At 59.5% G+C, this 11,878-nt stretch carries 12 protein-coding genes and 1 tRNA gene; 6 read left to right on the top strand and 7 right to left on the bottom strand.

Annotation, left to right across the window (positions count from 1 at the left end; translation table 11 throughout):
• The first annotated feature begins 11 nt into the window (after positions 1-11).
• From soxZ to PAN31117_RS10395, 6 genes are all read left to right on the top strand, one after another.
• Complete coding sequence (gene soxZ, locus PAN31117_RS10420) at positions 12-323, top strand: thiosulfate oxidation carrier complex protein SoxZ (RefSeq protein ID WP_044457410.1); 312 nt, start codon at positions 12-14, stop codon at positions 321-323.
• Between the two features lie 96 nt (positions 324-419).
• Positions 420-1,301, top strand: a complete 882-nt coding sequence (gene soxA / locus PAN31117_RS10415; protein WP_370855744.1) for a sulfur oxidation c-type cytochrome SoxA — start codon at positions 420-422, stop codon at positions 1,299-1,301.
• 19 nt (positions 1,302-1,320) lie between these two features.
• On the top strand, positions 1,321-1,971 hold the full coding sequence (soxX, locus tag PAN31117_RS10410; RefSeq protein ID WP_150738141.1) for a sulfur oxidation c-type cytochrome SoxX: 651 nt from the start codon (positions 1,321-1,323) through the stop codon (positions 1,969-1,971).
• A gap of 123 nt (positions 1,972-2,094) precedes the next feature.
• The gene (locus PAN31117_RS10405) at positions 2,095-2,589 is read left to right on the top strand and encodes a TlpA family protein disulfide reductase (protein ID WP_150738280.1); all 495 of its coding nucleotides are present in this window, start codon (positions 2,095-2,097) and stop codon (positions 2,587-2,589) included.
• Positions 2,590-2,689: 100 nt separating this feature from the next.
• Positions 2,690-4,399: a thiosulfohydrolase SoxB gene (gene soxB / locus PAN31117_RS10400; protein ID WP_150738140.1), complete on the top strand. Its 1,710-nt coding sequence runs from the start codon at positions 2,690-2,692 to the stop codon at positions 4,397-4,399.
• Positions 4,400-4,504: 105 nt separating this feature from the next.
• Positions 4,505-4,580, top strand: a tRNA-Ala gene (locus PAN31117_RS10395).
• A gap of 88 nt (positions 4,581-4,668) precedes the next feature.
• Here PAN31117_RS10395 and PAN31117_RS10390 read toward each other — a convergent pair.
• The 7 genes from PAN31117_RS10390 to PAN31117_RS10360 are packed head-to-tail and all read right to left on the bottom strand — an operon-like array spanning position 4,669 to position 11,754.
• On the bottom strand, positions 4,669-5,898 hold the full coding sequence (locus PAN31117_RS10390) for a glycosyltransferase family 4 protein (RefSeq protein WP_150738139.1): 1,230 nt from the start codon (positions 5,896-5,898) through the stop codon (positions 4,669-4,671).
• Between the two features lie 7 nt (positions 5,899-5,905).
• Positions 5,906-7,039 (bottom strand): non-hydrolyzing UDP-N-acetylglucosamine 2-epimerase, encoded by a 1,134-nt coding sequence (gene wecB / locus PAN31117_RS10385; protein ID WP_150738138.1) that lies wholly within the window; start codon positions 7,037-7,039, stop codon positions 5,906-5,908.
• Positions 7,040-8,143 carry a UDP-2-acetamido-2,6-beta-L-arabino-hexul-4-ose reductase gene (gene wbjC / locus PAN31117_RS10380; protein ID WP_150738137.1) on the bottom strand — a complete coding sequence of 368 codons (1,104 nt, stop codon included), beginning with the start codon at positions 8,141-8,143 and terminating at the stop codon, positions 7,040-7,042.
• A gap of 3 nt (positions 8,144-8,146) precedes the next feature.
• Positions 8,147-9,175 (bottom strand): polysaccharide biosynthesis protein, encoded by a 1,029-nt coding sequence (locus PAN31117_RS10375; RefSeq protein WP_150738136.1) that lies wholly within the window; start codon positions 9,173-9,175, stop codon positions 8,147-8,149.
• 43 nt (positions 9,176-9,218) lie between these two features.
• Positions 9,219-10,001 (bottom strand): AglZ/HisF2 family acetamidino modification protein, encoded by a 783-nt coding sequence (locus PAN31117_RS10370; RefSeq protein ID WP_150738135.1) that lies wholly within the window; start codon positions 9,999-10,001, stop codon positions 9,219-9,221.
• Positions 10,002-10,003: 2 nt separating this feature from the next.
• A complete protein-coding gene (gene hisH / locus PAN31117_RS10365; RefSeq protein WP_150738134.1) occupies positions 10,004-10,618 on the bottom strand; it encodes an imidazole glycerol phosphate synthase subunit HisH in 615 nt (204 codons plus the stop codon).
• Complete coding sequence (locus PAN31117_RS10360) at positions 10,615-11,754, bottom strand: N-acetyl sugar amidotransferase (RefSeq protein ID WP_150577983.1); 1,140 nt, start codon at positions 11,752-11,754, stop codon at positions 10,615-10,617. Before PAN31117_RS10360 ends, hisH begins: the two co-directional genes overlap by 4 nt.
• Between the last annotated feature and the right edge of the window lie 124 nt (positions 11,755-11,878).

Here is an 11,878-nt window from a genome sequence, read left to right as displayed (position 1 = left end):
AGGAGCACAACATGGGTAATCCGATGCGCATTCGCGCAACCGAGGCCGGCGGTGTCGTCGAAGTGAAGGCGCTGATGAGCCACATCATGGAAACCGGCCAGCGCAAGGACGCTTCCGGTAACATCGTCCCCGCACACTTCATCCAGACGGTCACGGTCACCTGCAACGGCAAGACGGTGCTGACGGCCGAATGGGGTCCCGCCGTGTCGAAGGATCCGTTCATGTCGTTCAAGTTCAAGGGCGGCAAGAAGGGCGACAAGGTCGCGGTGACGTGGACCGACAACAAGGGCGACTCGCGTACCGACGAGGCGACCGTCGCCTGAACGGCGATGCCGGGAAGCTGTGCGGTGGCGCTCACGGGAAGGCGGAACGTGTCTGCCCGTGGTGCGCCGAACAACCCACAAAAAGAGGAGAGTCAGATGCTAGAGGCGCAACATAGCGCACGGGTGAGCACCCCACGCGACGTCACATCGGCGGCACGGCTGCGCCGTACGGTGCTGGGTGGCCTGCTCGCTATCGCGGGCGTTGGCGCGCCCATCGCCGCGGTGCACGCTGCCGACAACTCGACGGCCGACGCCATCGCGCAATATCGCGAAATGCTCGCCGACGGCAACCCGGCGGAACTCATCGAAATGCGCGGCGAAGAACTCTGGAAGACGCCGCGTGGCCCGAACAACGTGTCGCTCGCGCAGTGCGACCTCGGACTCGGCGCCGGTGTAGTGAAGGACGCCTACGCGCAACTGCCGCGCTACTTCCCGGATACGAAACGCGTACTCGACGGCGAGTCGCGCATCGTCGAATGCATGGTGAATCTGCAAGGCTTCAAGCGCGCGGACGTCATCAAGCAACCGTTCTCCAAGGAAGGCCAGGATCCGACCGATCTCGAAGCGCTCACCGCTTACGTGGCGGGTCAGTCGCGTGGTGCACTCATTCGCGTGCCGCAGTCGCACAAGGAAGAGAAGGAAGCCTACGCGCGCGGCCAGAAGATTTTCTATTACCGTGCAGGTCCTTACGACTTCTCGTGCGCGTCGTGCCACGGGGCGGACGACAAGCGCATCCGCTTGCAGGATCTGCCGAACCTGACCAAACCGGCGGCCGCACGTCAGGCCTTCGCGACGTGGCCGGGCTACCGTGTCTCGCAAGGCGCGCTGCGCACGATTCAGTGGCGCATGTACGACTGCTTCCGACAGCAGCGCATGCCCGAGCTGAACTACGGTTCGCAGGCGTCGATCGATCTGATTACTTTCCTCGGTGTGATGGCCAACGGCGGCAAGATGGACGCCCCTGGCCTGAAGCGCTGACCGATTGCGAGGCACACCCATGAAATCATTCGCATTGCGCGCGACATGTGTCGCGCTGGCAGCGGCCGGGGCTCTCGTCGTCGGCGCGGCCTTCGCACAAGGTGACGGCGACAAACGCGTCACGGGCACCACCGACGCGGCCGTCGTGCAGGAACTGCGCGACTCGTTCCGTGGCTCGGGCATCGCGCAGCTCGATCGCATCGATCAGAGCGAATTGCAGAAGCTGTGCACGCAGTACGCGATCAAGCCGATGCCGGCGAAGATCGCCGAGCGTCTGCAAAAGGCCGAACTGGCGAACGTCAAGGCACCGGCGGATGGCAAGTACCTCGGCGACTGGAAGGAAGGCGAGAAGGTCGCCCAGAACGGACGCGGCATGCAATTCACCGACAAGGCCGACACCGTCAACGGCGGCAACTGCTATGCCTGCCATCAACTGACCAAGAGCGAAATCTCGTTCGGCAACATCGGTCCGTCGCTTTATAACTACGGCAAGCTGCGCGGCGATTCGCCCGAAGTGGTCAAGTACACGTGGGCGAAGGTCTACGACTCGCACAGCTACATGGCCTGCTCCAATATGCCGCGCTTCGGGGCGGCAGGCATCCTGACGGAAAAGCAGTTGAAGGATGTCATGGCACTGTTGCTCGACCCGGCTTCGCCGGTCAATCAATAAGGCGTTTGTCCTTTGCTGTTCGGGCGGAGGGGCAACCTCCGCCGACGGCTTTCGGAGTGCCGCATGACTTCCCAATCTGACGCTTTCGCCCGGTCCGAACGGCCTGGCCGTGCGCGCGCACGCATGGCACGCGCCGCTAATGGACTGGCCATCGTGTTGAGTGTGGTGGCAATGCTCACGAGCGCGCCGTCAAGGGCGGTCGAAGTCGGCGACATCGTGACACTGCCGTCGCTCACGTTGCTCGACGGCAAGACGCTGCCCGCCAGCGCATTCAAGGACCGCACGGTCATCGTCGAATACTGGGCGTCGTGGTGTCCGTTCTGTGCGCAGCAGAATCCGCACGTGCAGAAGCTGTACGAGGCGACGCGCGGCAAGCCGATCCAGATCATCACGCTATCCATCGACAAGAAGCCGACGGATGCCATCGACTACATCAAAGCGCACGGTTACACGTTCCCCGCCGGGATGGAGACGGACGCCTGGCAGGCGGCGCTGGGCAAGCGTCGCGGGTTGCCGGAGTTGTACGTGATCGGGCGCAACGGCCGCGTCTTGCGCAAGGAAGTCGGCGAGATGTTCGGCGAGGACGTGGCGGCGCTTGCGGATTACGCTGGCAAGTGAACTGGCCTCACGAACGAATCGACGCAAAAACCAACGCGTAGAAATAACAGCGGCGACGCATTGTGAGATGCGTTCGCCCCGCAGATGCAACGGAGACGAGATGAATCGACGCGAGTTCATGCAAGTACTGGCAGTGGCGGCCGCAGGTGGGATGGCGCTGTCGCATCACGAGACGGCCGCGGCCAAGGCAGCTGCGGCGTTCTACGATCTGCCGAAGTTCGGCAACGTGCATCTGCTGCACTTCACCGACTGCCACGCGCAGTTACTGCCGATCTACTTCCGTGAGCCGAGCGTCAATCTGGGCATTGGCGAGCAGGCCAACAAGGCACCGCACCTCGTGGGCGACGCTTTCCTGAAGGCCTGCGGATTGCGTCCCGGCACGCAGGATGCCTATGCCTTCACCTATCTCGATTTCGCAGCCGCTGCGCGCACCTACGGCAAGGTCGGTGGCTTTGCGCATCTGGCGACGCTGGTCAAGCGCATGAAGGCATCGCGACCCGGCGCGCTGCTGCTCGACGGTGGCGACACGTGGCAAGGCTCCGGCACCGCCATGTGGACGAAGGGTCAGGACATGGTCGACGCCACGCTGGCGCTCGGCGTCGACGTCATGACGGCGCACTGGGAATTCACCTACGGCGCGGAGCGCGTGAAGTCCGTCGTCGAAGAACAACTCAAGGGCAAGATCGACTTCGTCGCTCAGAACGTCCAGACGAACGACTTCGGCGATCCCGTCTTTGCGCCGTACACCATCAAGACGATGAACGGCGTGCCGGTGGCGATCATCGGTCAGGCGTTCCCGTACACCCCGATCGCGAATCCGCGCTACTTCGTACCCGACTGGACGTTTGGCATTCAGGAGGAGCGTTTGCAGTCGATGGTCGACGAAGTGCGCGGCAAGGGCGCGCAGGTGGTCGTGGTGCTCTCGCACAACGGCATGGACGTCGATCTGAAGCTGGCGTCGCGCGTGCGCGGCATCGACGCGATTCTCGGCGGCCACACGCATGACGGCGTGCCCAAGCCGGTCGTCGTGGAAAACGCAGGCGGCAAGACGCTCGTCACCAATGCTGGCTCGAACGGCAAGTTCCTCGCGGTGCTGGACTTCGACGTGAGGGGCGGCAAGCCTGTGGATTTCCGCTACAAGCTCTTGCCGGTGTTCGCGAACCTGCTGCCGGCGGACGCGGAAATGCAGGCGCTCATCGAGCGCGTGCGAGCACCGTTCGCGGCGAAGCTGGCCGAGCCGCTGGCGGTCACCGAAGGCACGCTGTACCGCCGGGGCAACTTCAACGGCACCTTCGACCAGTTGCTGCTCGACGCCGTGATGGCCGAGAAGGACGCCGAGATCGGCTTCTCGCCGGGCTTTCGCTGGGGGACGTCGCTGCTGCCGGGCCAGGCGATCACGATGGAGCAACTGCTCGACCAGACGGCGATTACGTATCCGTATACAACCCTTACCCCCATGACTGGCGAGACGATCAAGACGGTGCTCGAAGATGTGGCGGACAACCTGTTCAACCCGGACCCGTATTACCAGCAGGGCGGCGATATGGTGCGCGTGGGTGGCATGGACTACACCATCGATCCGATGGCGCCGATGGGGCAGAGGATTTCCGAAATGCGACTGAACGGCAAGCTCATCGAGGCGGGCAAGACCTACAAGGTGGCCGGTTGGGCGCCGGTGGCCGAAGGCGCGCAGGGTGAGCCGGTCTGGGACGTCGTGGCCCGCCATCTCAAGGCGCAAAAGACGATTGTCGCGAAAGCGCCGAAAGTCCCTGTTATCAAAGGGATGAAGGGCAATCTGGGGGCCGCTTGAAGTGTTCGCGAAAGCGCGGGGATTGCTCGCCTGACGGGCAATCCCGAGCAATTTTCTCGGCGGCTCGCCGCGTCGGGAAAAATCGCTATAATCAGAACTTCGTGTGGGGCGGTAGCTCAGCTGGGAGAGCGTCGCGTTCGCAATGCGAAGGTCGGGAGTTCGATCCTCCTCCGCTCCACCATGAATGCAAAAAAAGCACCATCTCGTCGGAGATGGTGCTTTTTTTTTCACACGATTCGGCCCGTGATCGGCCGTTCCTCAAGCGATGATCAGCGGGACTTCAGCGTCAAATCGGCAAGCATGTCTTCCAGACGCTGGATGACGGTGTCACGTTGGAAGTTGGCACGGTAATACGCGCGCCCCCGTTCACCCATGGCATCGCGTTGCGCTGCGCCATCGTCTGCGAGACGGCAAGCTAGCGTAGCGAGCGCTTCACCGTTGCCGGCACTGCAGGCATAGCCTGCCTTCGCGTCTTCGATGACCAGTGCCCCTTCACCGTCGAGCATGCCCAGGATCGGCTTTCCTGCGGCCAGATAGGATTGAACCTTCCCCGGAATCGTCATGGCGAAAATCTCGTCCGAACGAAGCGTGACAAGGAGTGCGTCGGCACCCGCGTAGAACGATGGCATCCGGTCGAGCGGGAAGCGTCCGAGCATGCTCACTGTGCTGCTCAGGCCGCGTGTTTCGATTTCACTTGCAACCCATGCGGCGTTACGCCCGTCGCCGACGATGACCCATTGAATGTCGGTACGCTCGCGAAGTGCATAAGCCGCATCCAGAATGGCGGGAAAATCCTGCGCTTCACCGATATTTCCGGCGAAGACGATCTTGAACTTGCCATCGAACGGTACGAGTTCAGGTGCGACACTCACGTTTTCGGCGTCGTCGAACAGACTTTCCGCCCAGCTCGGAAGCAGTTCCACACGGGCGCTTTCGCCGGCATGTCGACGAATTGCAGGAATGAACGAACGCGATTGCGCGAGTATCACGTCGCACCGGTTGTAGATGAATGTCACCAGTTTGCCGACCCACCCGAGCACACGCTCGGATTTGATCACGCCGACGGCACGCAACGTCTCAGGCCAGAGATCGAGCACCCAGAATGCCACCGGCGCGCGTTTGACCCAACGCAGCACAGATGAGGGCAGGCCGACCGTAATAGGTGAGGTTTCGTAGACGAAAATCCGATCGAACTTTCGTCCCCTCAGCTTGAACGGTGCGATGAACATGCCGGTGACGACGAACGATGCGTAGTTGAGCATCAATCGCAAAGCGCCATTGCCCCGCGGCAGGAGCGGCACACGAATAACCTCTGCACCTTCGTACTGGGAGAAACCGCCTGGATTGGCGCGAAACTCGTCGAAGATCTTGCCATCCGGATAGTTGGGGTAGCCTGTGAGAACCGTGACCTGATGGCCGCGCTCCACGAGCGCGGCCGTCAGATCATTGATGCGAAAGTTCTCGGGCCAGAAGTACTGACTGACGATGAGGATCTTCACGCCTACCTCAGCACTCTTTTCGCCAGACAGTTCGATTGACGTAGTCGGTGTAGCTGAGGAGGATCCGCAAGACCTTGTCCGACACGTTCGGCATAGAGTAGTCGGCGACCGGTCGGAGCAGGCGCTTCTCCCCGACAGGCTGATCGCGAAGCACGTCCAGCGCTTGCATGACACGTTCGGGATTGAGGCCAGTCATCATCACCGAGGCCTCTTCCATCGCTTCGGGGCGCTCGTGCGCCTCACGAATGTTCAGCGCACGGAAGTTGAGAATCGACGACTCTTCACTGATCGTCCCGCTATCGGACAACACCGCCCGGGAGTACTTCTGCAGCTTGTTGTAGGCGTGAAAGCCCATAGGTTTGAGCAGACGGACGTTTTCGTGAAAGCGAATGCCCATCGCGTCAATACGCTTCTGAGTGCGCGGGTGCGTCGAAACGATCACCGGCTCATTGTAAGTCTGCGCGACCGAATTCAACGTGAGCGCCAGATTGTTGAGCAAGCGGTCGGAATCGACATTCTCCTCGCGATGCGCGCTGACAACGAAATACTTGCCCGGTGTGAGGCCGAGAGAGTCCAGCGAATCGGCTTTCTCGATGTCGTCCAGATAGTGGGTCAGGACTTCGAACATCGGGCTGCCGGTCTTGATGACGCGGTCAGGCGGTAGCCCTTCGCGCAGCAGATATTCGCGCGCGATGTCACTGTAGGTCAGATTGATATCGGCCGTGTGGTCGACGATGCGGCGATTCGTTTCTTCGGGGACACGCTGATCGAAGCAGCGATTCCCGGCTTCCATATGGAAAATCGGGATCTTGCGGCGTTTCGCGGGAATTGCCGCGAGACAGCTGTTTGTGTCGCCAAGGATCAGCAACGCATCCGGTTGCGTCTGTGCAAGCACCTGGTCCACGGCAATGATCACGTTACCGATGGTCTCGGCTGCGTTACTTCCCGCTGCATTTAGAAAATGATCGGGTTTGCGAACCGCGAGATCTCGGAAAAAAATCTCGTTGAGTTCGAAATCGTAATTTTGCCCGGTATGAATCAGTACGTGCTCGCAGTACTGGTCCAGTTTGGCCATCACGCGCGAAAGACGGATGATTTCCGGTCGTGTGCCGACAACGGTGGCAACCTTGAACTTCTTCATTCAAACCTCGTGGGCAATCGTGTCGGGCACAGCGCGATCGAATATTTCGTTGGCCCAAAGCATGACGATCAATTCGTCGGCACCGATGTTGGTGATGTTGTGCGACCAGCCGGGAATGGTCTCGACGACCTGCGGCTTTTCGTCCGACGTGATCAACTCGGTCGTCTCGCCGGTCACGATGTGGCGAAAACCGAAATGGGCACGCCCTTTCAGCACCAGAAACTTCTCATTTTTCGTGTGGTGATAATGCCCGCCTCTCGTCACACCCGGGTGCGCCGTAAAAAACGAGAATTGTCCCGAGTCCTTCGTGCGCAACATTTCGACGAAGACACCGCGAGCATCGCCGTGCGGCGTGAGGTCGTAGCTAAACTGGCCGGGACGTAGCACGCTCAGATAGGTTGCGTACAGTGCCCGAACGAGCCCGGTGCCGACAGCCGGCGTGGTAATCGACAGTCGGCTAGCCTCGAATTCACGAATGTGTGCGGCCAACTCGCCGACAGTGCATTGATAAGACGGCGTTACCTCGGGCCACTGTACGCCCTGGGCCGGAGCATCGAGCAAGCCGACCAGCGCCTTGCAAACATCGTCGACGTACACGAGATGGACGACAGCCTCGGGGTCGTGAATCTGAATGGGCAGGCCGTTCGCAATGTTGTGGCAGAACGTAGCCACTGCCGAGTTGTAATTCGGCTTCGCCCATTTACCGAAGACATTGGGCAGTCGATAGATATACGCGGGCGCACCACATTGGGTTGCAAGTTTCGCGATGCTGTCTTCTGCGGCGCGCTTGCTTTGACCGTAGGGGTTGTCTCGCTCGGCTTGAATGGACGACGTATAGGCGATCGGGATCGCGCGGCCGCTGGCGAGAACCGCTTGCGTCAGCGATTCGGTCAGGCCCGCGTTGCCGGTGTCAAATTCGGCAGGATCCTGGGGGCGGTTGACGCCCGCCAGATGGAAGATGAAGTCAACGCCATCGAGCAAGGCAGGCAACTGCTCAGTGGCCGTGTCACGCGTGAAGGGGACGACTTCGATCTTGCGTTCGCGCAGGTGGACTGCCAGATTCTTGCCAATGAATCCGTTGGCACCGGTGATGAGCACGCGCATGCTTTACGCCTCCGGAATGACGTACTCGCCGCGCGCGATGGCCTGGATGAAAGGCAGCTTCATCAAGAGCGCCGTCATTCCAGCTTCGTCCAGTCGCTCGGTGTTGTGCGAGTTGTAGTCGGTCGCTTCCGAAATTCTTGTTTCACCCTGTTCGACGAACTTGCCGTAATTCAGATCGCGCAGATCGGGCGGCACGCGGTAGTAGTTGCCAAGATCCTCGGCAGCGGCCATCTCCTCACGGCTGAGCAGTGCTTCGTACAGCTTTTCGCCATGGCGCGTTCCGATGACACGAATCTCGTGGTCGGGCTTTTTCATCAGCGACACGAGCGAGCGGGCCAGATTCTCGATCGTCGAGGCCGGTGCTTTTTGAACGAAAATATCGCCGGGCGAACCGTGTTGAAATGCGTACAGCACGAGATCAACGGCGTCGTCCAGCGTCATCATGAAGCGCGTCATCGACGGGTCTGTAATCGTGATGGGTTTGCCCTCACGAACCTGTTCGACAAACAACGGAATGACGGAGCCGCGCGACGCCATCACGTTGCCGTATCGGGTCGCACATATGACGGTGCTGTCGCTGCCGCGCGATTTTGCGACGATGACTTTTTCCATCATCGCTTTCGAGATACCCATCGCGTTAATAGGATAGACGGCCTTGTCCGTACTCAGGCAGACGACTCGCTTTACATTGCAATTGATCGCTGCTTCCAGAACGTTTTCCGTCCCGAGCACATTGGTCTTGACGGCTTCCATCGGATGGAACTCGCAAGACGGCACTTGTTTGAGCGCTGCGGCGTGATAGATGAAATCTGCGCCGCGTACGGCGTTGAGCACAGATTGGTAGTCGCGCACGTCCCCGATGAAGAACTTCAGCTTCGGGTCGTTGTACTTCTTGCGCATGTCGTCCTGCTTCTTCTCGTCGCGACTCAGAATTCGGATCTCTTTGAGATCCGAATTGAGGAAGCGACGCAGGATCGCGTTGCCAAATGAACCGGTGCCGCCGGTGATCAGGAGAACTTTGCCTGCAAACATGGGGAGTCTCGTCTAATAGTGGTGATCGCGACGCGCAGCGCGCTCACGCTCGGGGCAACGCCGCGAGAATCATTTCGTCGCGCTGCGCCAGGGTCGGATAATTGATCAAGACGGCGCGATAAGCACCCTTGAAAACAAACAGACTGCCAGCGGCTGCGCCAATGACGCCACAGCGTCCGATGAGCTGTCCAAGGTCATCCAGCGATCCGGCACCACCCAGAATCGTGATGGGGATGCTCACTGTCTTGCGAAGCTTCTCGGCCAGTGCAAGATCGTAGCCCTTCATCTGGCCATCGTTATCGATCGAGTTGACGACAATCTCGCCGGCGCCATTCTTTGCCGCTTCCAGTGCAACGTCAAAGACGCTGCGCTTTGTGTTTTTTGTGCCGTTGTGCGTGTAGACGTCATAGTCGCGGCTCAGCATGCGCTTTTTCACGTCGAGCACGACGACAAGGCTTTGTCGGCCGATTTCGTCGGAGATGCGCGTGACGAGCGTCGGATCAGCCAGTGCAGCGGCGCTGATGGCAACCTTTTCGACCCCCAGACCGATAATGCGCTTGGCTTGCTCAGCCGTGCGCACACCACCGCCATAACACAACGGCATACGGCATTCGGCGGCCATGTGTGCGATGAGCTCGTAATCGGGCTCGGCACCGTTGGCAGTGGCGTCGATATCGACGACGATCAGTTCGTCCGTTTCCTTCTCATTGAAGATCTTGACGGCATTGATCGGGTCGCCGACGTACTTGGGCGATTTGAAATTGACGGTCTTGACGAGGCCGCCTTCATGAATCAGCAAGCAAGGAATGATGCGCGGGCGCAGCATTGTCAGATCTCCGCAAAATTCTTCAACAGCGCAGCACCCCAGTGGTGGCTCTTTTCGGGGTGGAACTGCACGCCGTAGACATTCTCATGACGTACGGCGCATCCGAAACGGAATCCGTAATCAGCCGTGGCGGAAACGTCTTCTGCTTGCTCGCACTCGAAATAAAAGCTGTGCAGAAAATAGAAGCGCGCGTCGCGTTCCAACCCTTTGAACAGCGGTGAGCTGGAATTGGGAGTGACATCGTTCCATCCCATATGCGGCATCGGCAAGGAGGCCGACTCGGGATTATTCGCGAAGCCTCGCACGCGGCTCTTGATCCAGCCGAGTCCTTCCCTCACGCCTTCGTCGCTTCCTTGCGCCAGAATCTGCATACCGACGCAGATACCGACAACTGGCGTTTTGTCGACCAGAACCTTGCGCTCGAGCGATTCACGCATGCCGGACGCATTGAGCAGATCCATGGCGTGATCGAACGCGCCAACGCCGGGCAGAATGATGTGCGTTGCGTCATCGAGCTCCTCGGCACGCGTCGCGCGTCGCGACTCGATACCCATGCGCTTGTACATGTTGGAGAACGCGCCGATATTGCCCAACCCGTAATCGACGATGGTAATCATCGGATGATCGCCCGTTGAATGCCCAATGCGCGAAGCACACGTGTACCAAGGTCGATGAAGCCCATGTCGTTCTTGTAGTCCTTATAGGTCTTCTTCGGTCCTTCGAGCAGATTGCGCAAATCCTGCACAGTAATGCCGAGCTTGGTCGCGATGTACTCGAAGTCCTGAGCGAGCGTCTGGTCGTCGTAAGCCGGTTTCGCGATCTTTTCGAGGGCTTCTTCGCGGGTGAGCTGACCCGTGAGAATCAGGCTGGAGAAGTGAGCGCGGCGCTTGTCATACCCGAATTTCGTAGGAAGCCAGAAGCCTTCGTAGAAGCGGGTAAAGCGCGATTCGTAATGCTTGTGGGCGTATTTTTGCCAACCATACTTGGCGACGAGTTCATCCATCGCCTCTTCCTTGATGTACGGAACACAATTCAGGGGCTTGACGACGCGAACGCCTTTCACAAATCGATAATACAGCTTGAACTTGAAAATCCCGGCGAGCGGGAACGACTTGAGCGGGCGGGTTCCAAACTTGCGGTGAATGTCCTTCAACTGGCGCAAGTCGGACGCGTGGTAGTGCCACTCCAGCGGTTCGCGGACGCACTCGGTCGAGTAATTCGCGCCGGTCAGGATGTACTTTACGTCATGCTTGGCAGCGAAGTTATAGAGGCCGGCGAAGAATGCGTGGTCCTGGGGCGTGTCCAGGTGAGGCACCTGAGCCTTGAAGAATGCCAGTTGCAGATCTCGCATTTCCGGCCAGTCAACGACTTCGGTGTACAGGTCCAGATTCAGTCCGTCGACCAGCTTCTCGATGTTGTTGACGGCCTGCTGCGAGTTCCAGCCAGCATCGACGTGGTACAGCAGCGGACGCAGGCCAAACTTTTCCTTGGCAAGGTACGTGACATAAGAACTGTCCACGCCGCCGCTAAGACCGATCAGGCAGTCGTGATCCTTCCCTTTGCCATCACGTTTGATCTGCTCGACGGTCGCCATGATTTCACGCTCGCCGCGCTCGTCGGGATGCCAGTTCGGCAGAATATTGCTGTGATAGTTATTGCAGTAATCACACCAACCGCGCTCGTCGAACGTGATGTTCGAATCCGAGGTGTCCATGATGCAGTTGGAGCAAATTTGATAGTGCTGGCTAGCCATAAATGCGGTTCCTGACTGATTCTGCAAACTTGCGTCGGCGTCGTGGTGAGGTATTCAGACCGGCGCGATCGTGCGTGCCGATGGATGGGGAAGGCGGATCTTTTTCGGGTGCAGTGGTTGCGGG

It is taken from the genome of Pandoraea anapnoica (assembly GCF_902459765.1).
GTDB classification, from domain to species: domain Bacteria; phylum Pseudomonadota; class Gammaproteobacteria; order Burkholderiales; family Burkholderiaceae; genus Pandoraea; species Pandoraea anapnoica.
The sequence above is the reverse complement of the archived record's forward strand: the minus strand, read 5'-3'. Positions and strand labels throughout refer to the sequence as shown.

What these genes read in the sequence shown, in the direction of transcription:
- soxX (WP_150738141.1), top strand. Translation starts at nt 1,321, where the DNA reads ATGAAATCATTCGCATTGCGCGCGACATGTGTCGCGCTGGCAGCGGCC.
- hisH (WP_150738134.1), bottom strand. Translation starts at nt 10,618, where the DNA reads ATGATTACCATCGTCGATTACGGGTTGGGCAATATCGGCGCGTTCTCC.
- soxB (WP_150738140.1), top strand. Translation starts at nt 2,690, where the DNA reads ATGAATCGACGCGAGTTCATGCAAGTACTGGCAGTGGCGGCCGCAGGT.
- wecB (WP_150738138.1), bottom strand. Translation starts at nt 7,039, where the DNA reads ATGAAGAAGTTCAAGGTTGCCACCGTTGTCGGCACACGACCGGAAATC.
- soxA (WP_370855744.1), top strand. Translation starts at nt 420, where the DNA reads ATGCTAGAGGCGCAACATAGCGCACGGGTGAGCACCCCACGCGACGTC.
- PAN31117_RS10375 (WP_150738136.1), bottom strand. Translation starts at nt 9,175, where the DNA reads ATGTTTGCAGGCAAAGTTCTCCTGATCACCGGCGGCACCGGTTCATTT.
- soxZ (WP_044457410.1), top strand. Translation starts at nt 12, where the DNA reads ATGGGTAATCCGATGCGCATTCGCGCAACCGAGGCCGGCGGTGTCGTC.
- wbjC (WP_150738137.1), bottom strand. Translation starts at nt 8,143, where the DNA reads ATGCGCGTGCTCATCACCGGTGCCAACGGATTCATTGGCAAGAATCTG.
- PAN31117_RS10360 (WP_150577983.1), bottom strand. Translation starts at nt 11,754, where the DNA reads ATGGCTAGCCAGCACTATCAAATTTGCTCCAACTGCATCATGGACACC.
- PAN31117_RS10370 (WP_150738135.1), bottom strand. Translation starts at nt 10,001, where the DNA reads ATGCTGCGCCCGCGCATCATTCCTTGCTTGCTGATTCATGAAGGCGGC.
- PAN31117_RS10405 (WP_150738280.1), top strand. Translation starts at nt 2,095, where the DNA reads ATGGCACGCGCCGCTAATGGACTGGCCATCGTGTTGAGTGTGGTGGCA.